We start from the raw sequence: 16,470 nt of genomic DNA on the forward strand, positions 1-16,470 counted from the left end.
AAACGTTTGCGTAATCGCTAACCTTCTCTTAACCTCTAATTGAGGCTTTCATCACGGTTTTTCCATTGCTATAGTTAACCCATCAAAACGAACAAGACCATTCGAGGCATGGAGCTTCCTCACTAATCTCAAGATGAGAAGAATTGGTACCGACAGAATTCGGCAGATTTAGAGGGTCAAATAATGGAAATGAATATGGTTGAAATTTTGGGTTATGCAGCTTCAATCATGGTTGCAATTTCGCTAACAATGAAAGATATCGTTAAGCTTCGTATTCTTAACTTTGTTGGCTGTGCACTGTTCACCGCTTACGGTCTAATGATTGATTCATGGCCTGTAGTACTGACTAACGGCTTCATCGCGTGTGTTAACGTGTACTTCCTTGCAAAAATGCAGCAGGAAAAAAAAAGCCTAACGCCTGAAAAAGCGTAAAAATTTAGTTTTAAAAAGGCCCGCTAGGTGAATAACCAGCGGGCCTTTTTCGTTCTAACGCATCCGATGCAGAATCCCCGCCCTACTCCCAATCTGTATTGGTGGGGTAATACCAATCGTAGTAAATAACCGGTCATTCTAACTTGTCATAATGCTCGATTACTTCGTTTAAAAGTTTGATTGTAGAATAACTACTTATCGAAAATTTCGGCCTTGTTCTCAAGCATTTTTCCTACGCTAATTCTGATCAATTACTGTGACTGGTATAACCTCCTGCTCAAAAGCCAAATATCTAAGGTTGTTATTACTCTTAAAATTAGAACTGGTATGCGGCCGATAACTTATAGTTTCTTCCTGGTTCATAGTCATCCAGCGTGATTCCTCGCGCGGTACCCGAACGAGAGGCATGGGACGTATATAACTCATCAAAGACGTTATCAATACCGAACGTTACTGATAGACCATCGATATTGGAAGGCACCCATTGGGCATATAAATTATGCACGTCATAGTTGTCTTTTTTAGGCTGACCATCAAAGACGTTGTCTTCTTCAAGAACAAACATTGAGTTCCAACCAAAGATGGTTTCTAGCGAATCAGATTGGTAATCCAACGTCAGCGAGATGCTGTCACCCATATCAATACTGCGCCCATTGCCGCCGGCTACTGGACCGCCAGTATCTTTGTTTTTGGTGTCTGACTTAGAGTAAGACAGTTTGCTGCCAAAGCTTTCGAAACCGTAGAAGGCGCTAGCTTCGAAGCCTTTGATTTCCGCATCACCTAAATTGTAAATAAGATAAGTTTGAGTATCGCGTTGGTACTCGTCAGCAATGTAGTTATCAATATCTGTTTGGAATACCGTCAGATTTGCACCAAAGGAGTGCTCATCCATGCTCTTATTGAAACGCACACCACCTTGTGTGTTGAGTCCCGTTTCTGGCTTCAAACCATCTTGTAGATACGCCACATCTTGGTAAGCGATAAAGGTTTCCATTAATTCTGGTCCTTTAAATAGCGAGCGTGAACTAGCGAATAGTGTCCAATCTTGCGTTACCGCCCACTCCGCTGCGAGCGACCAGGTCACTTCATCGTAATCGTTGTCCCCCGTTTCCGCTTTACGCTGATAGTCATCAAAACGCAAACCTGCAGTAATAGAAAGAGCATCAGAAATGAAAATTTGGTCCTCAACGAATAGCGCTGTAGAAACCGCTGATTCAGACATGAACTTACTTCTACCGTAGTAACTCTCTGACGTCTTATCCATGTAATCAAGACCGTATGTCGCACGGTGATCAAGGTTACCCAACGTCACCAATGATTGGAATTTTGCACTTAAGCCTACGTTCCGGTTTTTTGCGGTGTTTTCCGATAATCGATTAGCAGGCCAACGCGGTGCCATCACTGATTCATCACGTACAACTTCAGTCTCGGTATTGTAAAGCGTCACGTCACCTTGATGTTGCTCACCGCGTAACTCATAACTAAGAGTGACCGTGTCACGGTCGTAATCCGTCGGAACCAGTAGGTTATTGGATAGACCATTGTTCGCACTGCCCGACATATCAGGACGCGGGTTGTAGTCACCACTGTCACGGTACATGTCGTAAGAGATTTCAAAGCGATGGATGTCGCCAAACTCGTACCCTAGTTTGCCTAAGATGTTATAAACGTCGCCCTCTGAACCAAAGGTTTTATTGCCATCGCCATCTTCAAAGTCATCTCGTGTTACGTAGTGGCCATAGACCATCGCGTCCACGTTTTCAGACAGCAATCCATAAAACGTTAATGAACCCTGTTGATTGTCGTTGGACGCATAACCACCATACACGCGCGCACCAAAGTTTTCATCGTAACGCAGCAGATCACGTGCATCTTTAGTTTCAAAGTACACCGAACCACCAAGACCACTTTGCGTCACCGAGTTGTTACCTACTTGGATATCCGCGGACTTGAGAATATCTGGGTTAAGAGTCAGGTTGCCAATATGGTGGAACATGTTGGCGTGCTGCGATGCACCGTCTAAACGGATATCAAGGTCGGTTTCACCTAAGCCACGAATCGTAATGCGTTGGTTGACAGAATGCGTACCACCAACATCAACACCCGGAATCTCACGCAGCAAATCGGACATATGGTCCGCTTGTTTTAATGACATGTCGTCGGCAAACATGGATTCAGTATTGCTGGATACTTTAGTACCCCAAACAACAACCTCTTCGAAATGAGAATCTTGGCCTTGGGCTAAAACTGGATGAGCAAGTGCCATACTCACCGCCAGGCATAGGCTTGAAAGCTTAATTGGTGAGCGAACTGGGCTTTCCATAAACGTCTTCCTAAATATAAATGATAATAATTCTCACGTATGATAGGGTCGCTAATGATAAATAAAAAGACGAATCACTTATGCAGAATCGCCTAGGTGTTATGAGGAAACGTCAAATGACGGAAGAGACCAAAAAAAGAACTAGAATTGCCAAAGTAGCTATAACTAAAAAACTTGAGGGTACAGAAACGCAGTACATCGTAAGTCAAGGGCAAAGCCGTCAAACGCAACTGGCAGAAGGAAGCTTCTTCTCCTATCAGTACAATGACCAGATTTTTGTCCATGGTGGAGGTTGCATAGAACTCGTAGATTCTCATATTGTTTCTACTGCTCGTCCCGCCATGCTGATTACCATTCTTTTAGAAGGCAAACTCTCATTTGGCTACGACGATCTTAAGTTCGATTTTGATGCAAATTCATCGCCGCAAGGTGTCGTTGTGAACTTGACCAAACCTGCAAATTTCCACCGTTCGCTTATCCAAAATAATCATATGAACAAGATCAATATAGCCATCAAACCCACATGGTTAGAGTCGAGAATAGAAGGCAGTATTGATCATCAACGCTTTATTGAAACGCATAACGCCTTTTATCAACTAAAGCTTAACTCGGCAGTCATTGATCTTATCCTTACACTCTCTCGGCGTGAGCCTCCAGTCAACGTAAAAGAACGCCTAGAAGTTGAAAGTCTAATCTACCAAGTTGTCACCTATGCGATAGGCCAAATGCCTGACGAATACTGTGAAAAATCCGAACAGAAGAAACATTCGGTCGATGCTCGAATTGAAAATATCATTAGCTACATCGAAACACACCTTGAAGAAGAGTTGAGTTTAGAACGTTTAGCTGAGGAGTTTTCGATGAGTGTTTCAAATCTCCAACGCCGCTTTAAACAGTCTCTAGACATGACGGTTAATGGTTATATACGCCATCGCCGCTTAGAGATTGCGCGTCAAAACTTGGAGCATGGGCTCATGTCCATAACTGAAGCCGCTTATGAGGCTGGCTACCACCACCCATCAAACTTCACGAACGCATTTAAGAAAGTATTCGGCGTTGCGCCCCATGAAGTGGTTAATAGCCACTAAGAAAGGACTGGCTCGTGTAAAGCCCTTTGGGTCAAGCAACACTTGAGGTTATACTCGCGATAAAGGTTATCTGAAATACAGAGGTCATCATGAATATTGGTGCAGTGGCCAAATTAACGGGCCTATCATCTAAGTCCATTCGTATGTACGAAGATAAAGGTATTATCTCGTCACCAACACGCAGCGACTCAGGCTATCGCGAATATTCGGAAAAACACATTCAAGAACTCAACTTGGTTTCTCGAGCAAAGAACGCAGGTTTCTCACTACAAGAGTGCAAAGAGTTCGTGCACTTGGCACACAACCCAAACCGTAAAAGTAGCGAAGTAAAAGCACGAACCATGGACAAACTTCATGAAGTGGAGCAAAAAATTGCCCACTTATTGGAGATTAAAAAGCAGTTGGAAGGCTGGGTTTCTTCTTGCCCAGGGGATGCAAAGAGCCGCTGCCCGATCATGGACGAGCTCACCAAGTAAGCTCGCCAGCATTTGAAAAGACACTTAGTGGTAAGTACACATACGCTTACCATTAAGCTCGATGATATTAAAAGGTGTCTCGTAGATATCTTCTAACGTGGATGCCTGAATCACCTCTTCAACCCCGCCACTTGCAACCACTTTTCCCTTCTTCAGAGCAAGGATCTCATCGGAATAACAAGCCGCAAAGTTAATATCATGAATCACTACCACCATGGCTTTGTTCATATCGTGCGCAAGACGCTGAACCACTTTCATGATCTGCAATGAATGCTTGATATCAAGGTTGTTCAAGGGCTCATCAAGAAAGACATAATCCGTATCTTGGGCAATCACCATCGCAATGAACGCCAATTGTCGTTGACCCCCACTCAATTCATCTAAGAACTTATCTTGGATTTCTTTCAGGTCTAAGTAATCGATGGCTTGGTTGATTAGCGTGTGATCATCTTTGGTTAGGTTACCTTTCGAATACGGGAAACGTCCAAATGAGACCAACTCTTTGACAGTAAAACGCATTGTAATCATGTTTGCTTGGCGTAGCACCGCCAACTTTTTCGCGAGCTCTTTGGTGTCCCATTCAGCAATCTCTTTGCAATCAATCATGACACTCCCGCCATCTCGATCGGTCAATCGCGATGCCATCGAGAGCAAGGTACTCTTCCCTGCCCCATTAGGGCCAATAATTGACGTTACTTTCCCTTTTTCAAATTGAGTATCGGCCTCATCAACCACTTTGTTGGAACCAAATGCTTTAGTTAGTTTATCTATAATAATCATGTTTATACGACTTTGTTTTTCAGCAATAGATACAAGAAGTAGATACCGCCAATAAAGTTAATCACTACGCTCAGCGTCGTTTCAAATGAAAAGATGTTTTCAATAATCCATTGCCCTGAAAGCAAGGCACAAATTGCCATCAAGGAGCAACCAACCAACAAGGTTCGATGCTGGTAAGAACGGAACATTTCACGGCTCAAATTCGTCACCAATAAACCAAAGAACATGATGGGCCCAACCAATGCAGTAGAAATAGCGATGAGCACCGCAGAGAGAACGAAAACGTTGCGCGTTACTTTTGGCACATCCACACCCAAGCTCTTTGCATTGTCTTGGTCGAGCCAAAACACATCGAGAGTGCGATGCATGCGATACAGTAACCAACAGGCAAATAGCAACATTGGTGAGCTTAGGTATACCAAATTCACCTTTACATTGTTAAAACTCGCGTACAGTTTAGATTGCACAAATGCAAAGGTATTTGGGTCCATCAGAAGGGAAAAGAACACGGCAATATTGTTGAACAATTGCCCAAAGATTAATCCGACCAAAAGCAACGTAATAAGGTTGCGTCCACCTTTTGAGAAATAGAACCCAAACAACAACAGTGAAAAGCCCACCATCACCAATACCGCAATGGAGAAGTTGATATATACATTGAGTACCAGAGCACTCAAGCCACCAAACAGCAAAACAATGAGAACCTGTGTTAATACATACAGAGCATCAAACCCCATTATGCTTGGGGTGAGGATTCGGTTATGGGTAATCGTTTGAAATACCAACGAAGATTGAGCAATCGCCACACCAGCCAACACCATGGCCAATACTTTAGGCACGCGTCGTGACAGGAAGTACTGGTAGTTGTCGTCGGTTAAGCCAATACCGATGAACAAAAATGCGAAAAGCAGCGCTATGGCCGCCAATAAAAGAAGTTTATTGGAATCACGCACTTTGCTTACCTCGCAACAACATCGCGATAAACACAACACCACCCAATATACTGATCACAATCGAAATCGGCATTTCATGAGGGAAGATGATCACTCGGCTAACCAAGTCACACGCTAAAACGAGAATCGCCCCATACATAGCAGTAAGCGGGATATTGCGTTTAAGATTATCACCGTAGAAGTAACTGACTAAGTTTGGCACGATAAGTCCAAGAAACGGCAGTTGACCAACGATCATCACCACACTGGCTGACATTACCGACACCAAAAGTACGCCTAACGTCACCACTTGCTGATAGTTAAGACCAAGGTTTACCGCAAAGTCTTTGCCAATGCCCACAGCAGAGATACGAGCAGCAAACAGGTAACTTAAAAGCGCGACAGGCACAGCAATATAAAGCAGCTCAAAATCCCCGCGCAGAATGTTAGCAAAGTTTGCGACGCTCCAAGCTGAAAGGCTTTGCAGCGCATCGTATTTGTAGGCAATGAAAGTAGTGACAGCATCCACAACGTTGCCAAAGATGATTCCGACGAGAGGCACAAACACCACGGTTTTGAACTGAATTCGTTGAATGAACTGAATGAACACTAAGGTGCCCAAAATGGAGACGGCGAAAACAAGCCACAGTTGTTCACCATTGCCAAAGAACACAACACTCATGACATAACCGAGCATGGCGCATTCAATGGTGCCTGTCGTCGAAGGTGCGGCGAATCGGTTTTGACTAATTTGCTGCATCACTAATCCAGCGATGCTAAGCCCTGCCCCAGCAAGGAGAATGGCAAATAAACGTGGAATCCGACTCGTAAAGAAAAGTTCTAGTGCCTTTGCATCGCCTGAAAACAACTGTTGGGGTGTCATATTTGCCACCCCAACAAACAACGATGCGACGCTTAGAACAACAAGAACAAGCAATAACTTTTTCAAAGTTAACCTCAGCGTACTTCGCTTACAGATCGATGGTGTGTTTAATTTCACTCACCATCTTTTCCGTTGCAGTTACACCGGACATTGCTAAGTACCAAGCATCCACGTCTAGGAAAGTAATTTTCTTGTTCTTATAAGCCGAAGTCGCTTTAACCAGATCGTTATTCAGCGCTTTTGCTAAGTCGTGATCGGATTTTGCGTGCAAAGAGTTTCTATCAATGACTAAGATGTTCTTTGGATTGGCTTCACGAATAAACTCATAAGAAATAACGTCGCCATGTGTTCCTGTTTTCAGGTTTTGTACAGTTTCCTTAAAACCAAAGTCCGTATAAATCGCGCCAAAGCGAGATTTCGCGCCAAATGCACTGATGTTGTCACCAATACTTAGAATCGTAAGCGCATCGTTATTATGAGCTTGGTTATAGTCACGAATCGCCTTGAACTGAGCGTCTAAGTTTTCGATCTTTTGTTCAACCTTGCCTTCAATATTGAAGATCTTGCCAACATTGCGCCATTGCGCTTTTGTGCCCTGCCAATAATCTTCGTTCTCACCTGATGCAAAGACAACCGTTGGTGCAATTTCACTAAGCTCGTCGTATTTTGCTGAACCTCGGGGTCCAACCAAAATCAAGTCCGGCTTTTGCATATAGATGGTTTCGAAATCTGGTTCGAACAAGCTACCTGCAGAAGTGTAATTGTCTTTACCGTACTTAGAGAGATATTTAGGCAGGTGGGAAGCGTTAGATACCGCCACAGGATCAATACCGAAACTATCCAAAGTATCGAGTGGACCAAAGCCAATTACAACCACGCGCTTGGGCGATTGCTCAATTTCTGTTGTTCCCATGTAGTGATCGATTTTGACGGTTGCAGCAAAAGAAGGTGAGATTGTGAGCAGCGAAATAAGAGCCGCACTGACGAGTTTTTCCATTATTTTAGCCTTAAATGAGATCCATTATCATGCGCATTCGCAATATATCGTTACTCATTCAGGCATTCAACCGATTATTTAACAACTTTACATTCGTTACACTTCTTAATTGGCTCAATAAATCAACGAATTACTCTAATCCTATACAGAATTTGAGACGATAAGCGCAAAGTTATAATTTTAGTATTTATCACATTAGCGTTATTTTATACTACTTTTAAACAACTCATTAAAAAGGACTAGAGAATGAAGAAGTTAGCATTAGTTTTATTTGTAGCAGCACAACTGATGGCGTGTACTGAAGTGGGCAGCGAGGCATGGTGTAATGACATGAAAGAGAAACCAAAAGGCGATTGGACTGCCAACGAAGCTTCTGATTTTGCTAAGCACTGCGTTTTCTAGACTAAATAAACGCTAAATGATCTTATACCCAAGTAATCTTGAGATGCTTGGGTATGTTCCGAAACAAACAAAGTACGGTAGTCCGCAGCTTCGCTATATAGACTTGCTCATTGCGGTTTATTCGTAGGCATCAAGAAAGGCTTTTAACGCTACTTCATCGACAATCTCAAGCCCCTGCTCACCTTTTCTAATCAGACCTTTGTCCATCAGATCTTTTACTGCACGGCGATAAACCCGACCTGAAGTACCAAATCGTTCTGCCTCTTGGTTTACCTTGCCAAACCCACCTAGCATTGTATTGGTCTGCTTTTGCACCAGCAAATCATAGGCGATATTGTAAGTGATAGGATGCAACAGTCGATTGGTATAGATATCCAGCGAGTCTTGATAATCTTCCGCTAATGCAGAAGCAAAAAAGAACATCATTTCAGGGTGTTTGTGTAATGCTTCAGTGAGAAGGTTTAAACAAATCACATCCACCTGAAGGTGCTCGTCTGCAATCACATTCCACTGGCAGGCGGTTTTGGTAAAAAACTCCATTTCACCAAAAACATGATAATCACAGTTCGCTTCACCTAGCTGAAATCTACGTCCGTTCGCCGCGAGAATACTCATTGAAACACGACCCACAGGAACAATGTATAAGTAGTCTAACTTTGCACCTTGCTGGAGGATCTCCTGACCAGCATCAAAGTAACGAGTACTGATTTGGCATTGATAAACAAGGTCTTTAAACGCTTTGCTTTGATCACTAAGGAAAGATTTGAAACGCCCCGTTGAGTACGGACTAATTCTCATAACGCCGCCATATTGTCTGAGCTATAACACGTAAACGACACATTCTACGTATTTGGGAGAACGATGTCGCGATAAGAATCAGCCGTATCTTGTACTGCACTTTTCCAAAGCGAGAACACACTCTATTAACGGTTCATTGGTCGCTATCAGTTCCGAGTCATCAACGCTTCTAACGCGGCAATGGATGCAAGCTTCTCACCATCCATCATATCTCGCTCAGCATCGACATACTGCCCTACACCTTCTTTAACATCCTGTTGGTACAGAACAACATTATTGAGGATAGAGGCAGTTTCGATACCACGTAATCTGCCTACGGTGAATAGAGCAGAAGTTTCCATATCAGCGCCTAGCACACCTTTACTATTCCAGTATTGGCAAATTCGCTCCTCATCGTCGGTATAAAAACTATCATGAGAGCGTACAACACCACGATGATATGTGACCCGCTGGTTATTTAAAAAGCGTTCAAAGCTGGCAAGTAACTCGAAGCTTGCATAAGCGGGAAATGACGGTTCGACATATGACTTAGAGCCTCCTTCATCGCGTACAGCCGCTTCGGCTACGATCAACTCACCAAGCTGAATGCCTTCTTGCATCGCACCCGCGGAGCCTACACGAACAATATGTGTCACACCGCATTGCTTTAACTCCTCTACTGCAATAATCATAGAGGGTGAGCCAATGCCGGTACTGCAAATAGAAACAGGTTGACCTTTATAAGTGCCAGTAAAGACGCGGTATTCTCGGTTCTCAGCGACCAATTCTGCTTGTTCCAATAAAGATGCAATACGATTAGCTCGATTTGGTTCACCGCAAACAATAACTCGTGGTGCAACCTGTGTTTTATCGACACAAATATGTGGTTGTTTACTCACTTTGAATCCTTAAGCTTTAATACAAATTAACTCAAGGCAGTTTAGGAGCTTTGGACAATAAAAAAGGAGGACTTTTGTCCCCCTAATTTCGCGATTGATCATAATTCGGCATTAACCGGATGCAATCCCTAATTTAAGCCTTAAATCTATTTGTGCAGGACACTGTTTCGCTCCACGAGTGTTGGCTCTAGTTGCACTACATTCGGCTCTTTAGAATAATTTTCGAGTTTAGTCAGTAAGGTTTCGACTGCGGCTTGACCCAAGCGATACTTGGGCTGGTGAATAGTAGTGAGTGACGGAGACATGAATTTTGCGATATGAATGTCATCATATCCGATAATCGAAAGATCATCAGGAATTTTGATTCCAAGCTCATTTGCTGCATTAATTACGCCCATCGCCATCATATCATTGGATACAAAAATCGAGCTTGGTAGCGGACCGCGTTGAACCATTTTCTTGAGGGCTTGATAACCACCTTCACACTCAAAATCGGACTCCACAATCCAGTTGGCATTGAAATCCAGTTCAGCTTCAATCATTGCACGCTTATAGCCTTCATAACGCATTTGCGCTTGGTGCTTAATTAATGGCCCCGTGATACAACCAATCTCTTTGTGGCCGCAGTCGATAAGGTATTTAGCAGCCAGATAACCACCACGAAGCGAGTTATCTTGAATCTTATCGCTCGTGAACAACATTGGCCCCCAATCCATCACTACAACCGGAATGTCAGAGTAACGCTCGAATACATCAATGCGCTCCCCTTCTAACGATGAACACATCAAAATAAGCCCATCAACGCGCTTCTGTAGCAACGTATTGATGGAGTCGCGCATGCGTTCATTATCGCCTTCAGTGTTACACAGGATCAGGCTATAACCTTTGTGGTAGCAACTGCGCTCAACGCCTTTTACGACTTCACCAAAGAATGGGTTTGTTGAGGTAGTCACCAACATACCAATGGTTTTGGTGCGGTTGACTTTGAGGCTACGCGCCAATGCTGAAGGCGCGTAGTAATTAAGCTCTTGGGCAGCGTTGTTGACTCGTTCTGAGATCTCTTCGCTGACAAAGCGAGTTTTGTTAATAACATGGCTCACAGTTGAAGTGGAAACCCCTGCCAGTTTTGCGATGTCTTTCATCGTTGCCATGCTATTTCTCCTTTTGATTATTGTTGTTCAAGGAACTCCTCAACCTCTTGACGGGTTGGAATCGAAGTTTGCGCGCCAAAGCGAGTCACAGAGATCGCTGCTGCTGCATGAGCAAACTTAATCGCTGATTCTAAAGGTAAGTCTTCCAATAAACCAGTGACGAATGCCCCATTAAACGTATCCCCAGCTGCGGTCGTGTCCGTTGCCTCTACGCGGAAACCAGGAATGATTTCACCACGGCCATTTTGACTCAGCCAAACACCTTTTGCCCCGAGCGTAATCATCACAATTTCGATGCCCTTTGAGTGCAGAATATTTGCCGCCTCTTGCGCGCTATCATCGTCAGTTACGGTCACACCAGTTAGCACTTCGGCTTCCGTTTCATTGGGTGTGATAACATCAATGCAAGACAACAGCTCATCTGACAATTCACGTGCTGGCGCAGGGTTGAGAACCACGTTAGTTTTGGCATCCTTCGCGATTCGCGCAGCTTTCTCGATGCCACACATTGGCGTTTCCAATTGCATCAACAGGTATTCTGCCTGACGAATGCGCTCTAAATCGGGTTCAATCGCTTCTGCGGTAAGTTTGGCGTTCGCTTCGGCGGAGATACAAATGCTGTTCTCACCGCTGTCTGCTACTTGAATCATGGCAATGCCAGTTGGGCAATTAGGCTGCATCTTCACACCAGTGATGTCGATGCCATCCATTTTGAAGTTCTCACGAATGTTGATGCCGAACGAATCGTCACCCACACACGCAATAAAACCGATTTCTGCGTTTAATCGAGCTGCTGCAACAGCTTGGTTGGCACCCTTGCCACCTGGGATAACTTGATAGTTGCGACCATGTAGCGTCTCGCCAGGGCGAGGGAAAGAAGGCACTTGAAGAACATGGTCAGCGTTTACACTACCTAACACCACTAACTTATTCATACGGTATCCTCGGTTCTGATTGAACCCTTTATATTTGAACAGGAGTAATAGGTTTACGCTCTTTGAAAAAACGTAAGCGTATTACGATTCAACTAGATTTAATTTGTAACTTAACGCTTTCATTGTCTGGAATGACCCAACACACTCATTGGGTCATTCCGTTACTTCAACAAAGAGAATCACTGAGTCGGGCGCTAAACTTACTTAGTCACGACTTTAAGCGGAACAGGAATGTACTCCTCAACCTTCTCACCTTTCAATACTTTGTCGGCCGTTTCTACGCCCAAAGCACCAATAAGATCTGGCTGCTGCGCGATGGTTGCTGCGAGCTTGCCACGGTTAACTGCTGCAATGCCGTCGTCAGTACCGTCGAAGCCGACGATAAGTACATCTTTACCTGATGCCTGAACTGCGCGAAGCGCACCCAGTGCCATCTCATCGTTTTGAGCAAATACCGCTTGAACGTCTGGGTTCGCTGCAAGCAAGTTTTCCATTACGTTTAGACCTTTAGTACGGTCAAAATCCGCAGGTTGGCTTGCTAGTAGATCCATGTTGCTACCCTTCACTGCTGTCATGAAGCCTTCACCACGCTCACGCGCCGCAGACGTACCAGCAATACCTTCGAGTTGGATGACTTTCGCTTTCTCGCCCACTTTTTCCATGATGTAGTGACCCGCCATTTCGCCACCAACTACGTTGTCAGAAGCGATGTGGCTAACCACTTCACCACGGCTTGCACCACGGTCAAGTGTCAATACAGGGATCTTAGAACGGTTCGCCATACGAATCGCGTTTGACACAGCGTCTGAATCTGTTGGGTTGATCAGAATCGCTTTTACACCGCGTATCGTCAGGTCTTCGATGTTTGACAGTTCTTTACTCGGGTCGTTTTGCGAGTCCAGTACAATCAAGTCGTATCCCAGTTCTTTCGCTTTAGCTTCTGCACCGTCTTTCATCGTTACGAAGAACGGGTTATTTAGCGTAGAAACTACAATCGCCATGGTATCTTGAGCTTGCGCCGCTACCGATACGGTTGAAGAAAGAAGTGCAGCAGAGATAAGAGTTGCGAGTTTTTTCATCGTTCTAGTCCTTTGTGTAGGGTGAGCCAGCACACGTCCTCTGGCTCGGTTTGTATTCAGGATTTAGCTTTAATGTATTAGTTGTTATGGATTACTTGTTTTTGTTGTCTACCAGTACCGCTAGCAAGATAACCACTGCTTTCGCAATCATTTGGTAGTAAGAAGAAACATCGAGTAGGTTCAGCGCATTGTTCAAGAAGCCGATGATTAAAGCACCAATCAAGGTACCCATGATGCGACCTTTACCGCCCATCAAGCTAGTACCGCCAAGAACAACCGCTGCGATAGCGTCTAGCTCGTAGCCCATACCCGCAGTTGGCTGTGCTGAAGACAGACGAGACGTCACGATAATGCCTGCAAGCGCTGCCAACATACCGCAAATTGCGTATACACCGATCTTCACACGATCAACATTGATACCAGAAAGGCGCGTTGCTGATTCGTTGCCACCAAGTGCGTACACATAGCGACCAAAGCGAGTGTGGTTTAGTAGATACCATGCCGCAGCAAAGACAATCACCATCAACCAAACTGGAACTGGGATACCAAGAGCGTAACCTGTACCGAACCATGCAAATGCGTCTGCAGTATCAGTAAAGCCTGTTGAGATAGGTCGACCGTCTGTGTAAACCATGGTTACACCGCGCAGTAACGTCATGGTAACCAGCGTTGCGATAAAGGCTTGCACCTTACCTTTGGCAATGATAATACCGCTTATCGCACCCAGTGCCGCACCAGCAAACAATGCTGTTGGAACCGCGATGAGTACTGGCACTTCTAGCGCAATCATGCTCGCTGCGAAGGCACCACATAACGCAAGTACAGAGCCTACGCTTAAGTCAATACCCGCTGTTAATATAACCAGTGTCATACCCACTGCGATGATCGCGTTGACAGAGGTTTGACGCAAGATATTAAGAATGTTGTCTACCGTAAAAAAGTTCGGGTTTAAAAATGACACGACAACAATCAAAAACAGCAGTGCAATCAATGATTTTTGCTCAATCAGCCACTCTTTGGTGAACAGCTTCTTGCTGCCAGTTTCGTTTGGTTTGCTCATGGTATTAGTACTCATGCTGCTTCCTCATTCATTCTCTTGCCTACGGCACAAGCGAGTAGTGTTTCTTGGTCGGCGTCTTTCGCATCAAATTCGCCTGTAATTCGACCTTCATGCATCACCATGATACGGTCACTCATGCCTAGCACTTCGGGCATCTCAGATGAAACCAAGATGATGCTCATGCCGTCGGCTTTAAATTTGTTGATCAGCTGATAGATTTCTTTCTTCGCCCCTACGTCGACACCGCGAGTAGGCTCATCCAGAATCAGAACTTTAGGTTTGGTCATCAACCCTTTCGCGATCGCCACTTTCTGTTGGTTACCGCCAGATAGGTTGCCGATAATTTGGTCACGCGTTGGCGTTTTGATGTTGAACAGTTTGATGAAATCTTCTACCGCCATGACTTCTTCGCCATGTTGGATTTGGAAGCCTTTGGTAAGTTTATCCAGTGCACACAGAGACATGTTTTCCTTCACGGATAACCCCAGCACCAAGCCATCGCCTTTACGGTCTTCAGAGATGTAAGCAATGCCATTCGCCAGGCCATCTTGTGGGCTAACCGGGTTAATGGTCTTGTTGTCTAAGTTGATAACGCCACGCTCACTTGGTAGCGCGCCGTAAATCACCTTCATCAATTCAGTACGCCCCGCGCCCATTAAGCCTGACACGCCAAGGATTTCACCACGTTGAAGTGTGAAGCTAATGTCATGAACGCCCGAGCCCGTCAAGCCAATCACTTCAAGGCAAACATCGCCGTGCTTCACATCGATACGCGGGTATTGCTCTTCCAACTTACGACCTACCATCATCTCGATAAGTCCGTCTTCGTTGGTGTCTTTAACCTCGCACTCGCCAATGAACTTACCGTCACGTAGCACAGTAATGTCATCACAGATTTCAAAGATTTCTTTCAGGCGGTGTGAGATATAGACGATGCCGCAACCTTGGTCGCGAAGCTCGTTGATCACTTTGAACAGTGATTCCGTCTCTTTATCGGTTAGTGCATCGGTTGGCTCATCCATGATGATGACTTTAGATTCGAAAGACAGCGCTTTGGCAATCTCCACCATTTGTTGCTCACCAAGACTTAAATCACCAAGCAATGTTTTTGAAGAGTGCTTTACATTAAGACGTTTAAGCAACTTGTCTGCTTCTTCGTACATCTTGCCCCACTGAATACGACCCATCGAGCCAGTAAATTCACGACCTAAATAGATGTTTTCAGCGATTGTCAGCTCAGGGATCAGATTCAGTTCTTGATGAATGATACTGATGCCCGCTTCTTGAGAGTCACGCGGACCTTTAAACGCCGCTGGCTGACCTTGATATTTAATGCTTCCCGCATCCATGTGGTAGATGCCCGTAAGCACTTTCATCAAGGTCGACTTACCTGCCCCGTTCTCGCCCATTAACGCCATCACGCGACCTGGGTAAACATTAAGGCTGGCTTTATCCAACGCCTTAACGCCCGGGAACGCTTTCTCGATGTCGCTGAGTTGTAGAATGGCTTGAGTCATAATTTGTCCTCAATTAGTTGTGGCTTAAAACACCACGCCGGCTTGGAAAATCACATTCGCGTATGGTGTGCACTCGCCTGTTCTAACAACAGCACGGCTTTGTTCTGTACGAGCTTTAAAAGCTTCATGCGATACATAGTTAATCGCGATCTGCTTACCTGCTAGCTCACTTTCTTTTGCTAGCTCAGTGATCAGCGCATCATGGTGAACAGGGCTAACTTTTGCGAATTCTTCAGCAATGATGACCCCTTCAATTTGGGACTCAGACAGAATCACGCGAACGGTATCAAGGAAACCAGGAACGCCATGAGTCAACGCTAAATCGATACGTTGAACATGGTCAGGGATTGGCAAGCCCGCGTCACAAATGGTGATTTCATCGGTATGACCCAACGTCGCCACCAAGTAAGAAATTTCTGAGTTAATTAGGGTGCTTTTTTTCATCTCATCGACCTTTCGGTTACACGTTCATACAACTGTGAGCGTCTCTCTTGGATTAATTTCTATATTGACAGAACACTCATCGAAACGTTTCGATGTAATAATAGAACGATAGGAATAATTGACCAGTCACAGATCGATAAGGTGTGAGAATGATCCGTAATTGAGTACTAACTGATTAAGAAAAGGATAGTGAGGTCACATTTTGCCATCGAAACGTTTCGATGATGAATAACCAACCACGAAACTAAGGTTAACGATCATTTCCAAGTCCAGTTTTGTCTTAAATTCAAGAATA

The 16,470-nt window shown here is 44.6% G+C and carries 17 protein-coding genes; 4 read left to right on the forward strand and 13 right to left on the reverse strand.

The features are described 5' to 3' along the window. The first annotated feature begins 183 nt into the window (after positions 1–183). Positions 184–432, forward strand: coding sequence for a YgjV family protein (locus KIV41_RS05390; RefSeq protein WP_010452360.1), 249 nt, complete (start codon positions 184–186; stop codon positions 430–432). A 316-nt stretch (positions 433–748) separates the two neighbouring features. Here the strand turns inward: KIV41_RS05390 and KIV41_RS05395 are convergent, their stop codons facing one another. Continuing rightward, positions 749–2,755: a TonB-dependent siderophore receptor gene (locus tag KIV41_RS05395; RefSeq protein ID WP_285335845.1), complete on the reverse strand. Its 2,007-nt coding sequence runs from the start codon at positions 2,753–2,755 to the stop codon at positions 749–751. A 116-nt stretch (positions 2,756–2,871) separates the two neighbouring features. Here KIV41_RS05395 and KIV41_RS05400 point away from each other — a divergent pair, with 116 nt between their 5' ends. Together KIV41_RS05400 and cueR are read left to right on the forward strand one after the other, a co-directional pair. Beyond that, on the forward strand, positions 2,872–3,843 hold the full coding sequence (locus tag KIV41_RS05400) for a helix-turn-helix transcriptional regulator (RefSeq protein ID WP_285335846.1): 972 nt from the start codon (positions 2,872–2,874) through the stop codon (positions 3,841–3,843). Positions 3,844–3,932: 89 nt separating this feature from the next. Then, positions 3,933–4,319 (forward strand): Cu(I)-responsive transcriptional regulator, encoded by a 387-nt coding sequence (gene cueR / locus KIV41_RS05405; RefSeq protein ID WP_010452367.1) that lies wholly within the window; start codon positions 3,933–3,935, stop codon positions 4,317–4,319. Between the two features lie 24 nt (positions 4,320–4,343). On the opposite strand, the gene vctC is transcribed toward cueR, so the two are convergent. From vctC to KIV41_RS05425, 4 genes are read right to left on the reverse strand one after another with little or no spacing between them, the layout of a single operon-like run. Continuing rightward, the gene (gene vctC / locus KIV41_RS05410) at positions 4,344–5,099 is read right to left on the reverse strand and encodes an iron chelate ABC transporter ATP-binding protein VctC (protein WP_285335847.1); all 756 of its coding nucleotides are present in this window, start codon (positions 5,097–5,099) and stop codon (positions 4,344–4,346) included. Between the two features lie 2 nt (positions 5,100–5,101). Beyond that, positions 5,102–6,052: an iron chelate uptake ABC transporter permease subunit VctG gene (vctG, locus tag KIV41_RS05415; RefSeq protein ID WP_285335848.1), complete on the reverse strand. Its 951-nt coding sequence runs from the start codon at positions 6,050–6,052 to the stop codon at positions 5,102–5,104. Continuing rightward, complete coding sequence (gene vctD, locus KIV41_RS05420; protein ID WP_010452373.1) at positions 6,045–6,980, reverse strand: iron chelate uptake ABC transporter permease subunit VctD; 936 nt, start codon at positions 6,978–6,980, stop codon at positions 6,045–6,047. The genes vctG and vctD overlap by 8 nt, the downstream gene beginning before the upstream one ends. A 22-nt stretch (positions 6,981–7,002) precedes the next feature. Continuing rightward, a complete protein-coding gene (locus KIV41_RS05425; protein WP_045389056.1) occupies positions 7,003–7,911 on the reverse strand; it encodes a siderophore ABC transporter substrate-binding protein in 909 nt (302 codons plus the stop codon). A 246-nt stretch (positions 7,912–8,157) separates the two neighbouring features. On the opposite strand from KIV41_RS05425, the gene KIV41_RS05430 reads away from it, so the two are divergent. After that, positions 8,158–8,313, forward strand: a complete 156-nt coding sequence (locus KIV41_RS05430) for a DUF3012 domain-containing protein (RefSeq protein ID WP_005452237.1) — start codon at positions 8,158–8,160, stop codon at positions 8,311–8,313. Positions 8,314–8,430: 117 nt separating this feature from the next. Here the strand turns inward: KIV41_RS05430 and KIV41_RS05435 are convergent, their stop codons facing one another. From KIV41_RS05435 to rbsD, 8 genes are all read right to left on the reverse strand, one after another. Continuing rightward, complete coding sequence (locus tag KIV41_RS05435; RefSeq protein WP_010452378.1) at positions 8,431–9,111, reverse strand: Crp/Fnr family transcriptional regulator; 681 nt, start codon at positions 9,109–9,111, stop codon at positions 8,431–8,433. A 146-nt stretch (positions 9,112–9,257) separates the two neighbouring features. Continuing rightward, positions 9,258–9,989, reverse strand: coding sequence for a nucleoside phosphorylase (locus tag KIV41_RS05440; protein ID WP_045389062.1), 732 nt, complete (start codon positions 9,987–9,989; stop codon positions 9,258–9,260). A gap of 146 nt (positions 9,990–10,135) precedes the next feature. After that, entirely contained in the window at positions 10,136–11,140 is a 1,005-nt protein-coding gene (locus KIV41_RS05445) for a substrate-binding domain-containing protein (RefSeq protein ID WP_010452383.1), read from the reverse strand. 17 nt (positions 11,141–11,157) lie between these two features. Continuing rightward, positions 11,158–12,075, reverse strand: coding sequence for a ribokinase (rbsK, locus tag KIV41_RS05450; protein ID WP_045389065.1), 918 nt, complete (start codon positions 12,073–12,075; stop codon positions 11,158–11,160). Positions 12,076–12,275: 200 nt separating this feature from the next. Continuing rightward, entirely contained in the window at positions 12,276–13,154 is an 879-nt protein-coding gene (gene rbsB / locus KIV41_RS05455) for a ribose ABC transporter substrate-binding protein RbsB (RefSeq protein WP_252042626.1), read from the reverse strand. A gap of 91 nt (positions 13,155–13,245) precedes the next feature. After that, the gene (gene rbsC, locus KIV41_RS05460; protein ID WP_005452248.1) at positions 13,246–14,229 is read right to left on the reverse strand and encodes a ribose ABC transporter permease; all 984 of its coding nucleotides are present in this window, start codon (positions 14,227–14,229) and stop codon (positions 13,246–13,248) included. Continuing rightward, positions 14,226–15,731 carry a ribose ABC transporter ATP-binding protein RbsA gene (rbsA, locus tag KIV41_RS05465; protein ID WP_285335851.1) on the reverse strand — a complete coding sequence of 502 codons (1,506 nt, stop codon included), beginning with the start codon at positions 15,729–15,731 and terminating at the stop codon, positions 14,226–14,228. The genes rbsC and rbsA overlap by 4 nt, the downstream gene beginning before the upstream one ends. Positions 15,732–15,755: 24 nt before the next feature. Then, positions 15,756–16,175 (reverse strand): D-ribose pyranase, encoded by a 420-nt coding sequence (gene rbsD, locus KIV41_RS05470; RefSeq protein WP_038886712.1) that lies wholly within the window; start codon positions 16,173–16,175, stop codon positions 15,756–15,758. Between the last annotated feature and the right edge of the window lie 295 nt (positions 16,176–16,470).

Origin of the sequence: Vibrio sp. D401a, from assembly GCF_030248515.1 — a bacterium.
GTDB classification, from domain to species: Bacteria; Pseudomonadota; Gammaproteobacteria; order Enterobacterales; family Vibrionaceae; genus Vibrio; species Vibrio rotiferianus.

Bases quoted from the DNA above. Each gene is read 5' to 3' on its own strand.
- rbsK (WP_045389065.1), bottom strand. From the start codon at position 12,075: ATGAATAAGTTAGTGGTGTTAGGTAGTGTAAACGCTGACCATGTTCTT.
- KIV41_RS05435 (WP_010452378.1), bottom strand. From the start codon at position 9,111: ATGAGAATTAGTCCGTACTCAACGGGGCGTTTCAAATCTTTCCTTAGT.
- vctC (WP_285335847.1), bottom strand. From the start codon at position 5,099: ATGATTATTATAGATAAACTAACTAAAGCATTTGGTTCCAACAAAGTG.
- KIV41_RS05425 (WP_045389056.1), bottom strand. From the start codon at position 7,911: ATGGAAAAACTCGTCAGTGCGGCTCTTATTTCGCTGCTCACAATCTCA.
- cueR (WP_010452367.1), top strand. From the start codon at position 3,933: ATGAATATTGGTGCAGTGGCCAAATTAACGGGCCTATCATCTAAGTCC.
- KIV41_RS05445 (WP_010452383.1), bottom strand. From the start codon at position 11,140: ATGGCAACGATGAAAGACATCGCAAAACTGGCAGGGGTTTCCACTTCA.
- rbsC (WP_005452248.1), bottom strand. From the start codon at position 14,229: ATGAGTACTAATACCATGAGCAAACCAAACGAAACTGGCAGCAAGAAG.
- rbsD (WP_038886712.1), bottom strand. From the start codon at position 16,175: ATGAAAAAAAGCACCCTAATTAACTCAGAAATTTCTTACTTGGTGGCG.
- KIV41_RS05395 (WP_285335845.1), bottom strand. From the start codon at position 2,755: ATGGAAAGCCCAGTTCGCTCACCAATTAAGCTTTCAAGCCTATGCCTG.
- rbsA (WP_285335851.1), bottom strand. From the start codon at position 15,731: ATGACTCAAGCCATTCTACAACTCAGCGACATCGAGAAAGCGTTCCCG.
- KIV41_RS05390 (WP_010452360.1), top strand. From the start codon at position 184: ATGGAAATGAATATGGTTGAAATTTTGGGTTATGCAGCTTCAATCATG.
- KIV41_RS05430 (WP_005452237.1), top strand. From the start codon at position 8,158: ATGAAGAAGTTAGCATTAGTTTTATTTGTAGCAGCACAACTGATGGCG.
- rbsB (WP_252042626.1), bottom strand. From the start codon at position 13,154: ATGAAAAAACTCGCAACTCTTATCTCTGCTGCACTTCTTTCTTCAACC.
- KIV41_RS05400 (WP_285335846.1), top strand. From the start codon at position 2,872: ATGACGGAAGAGACCAAAAAAAGAACTAGAATTGCCAAAGTAGCTATA.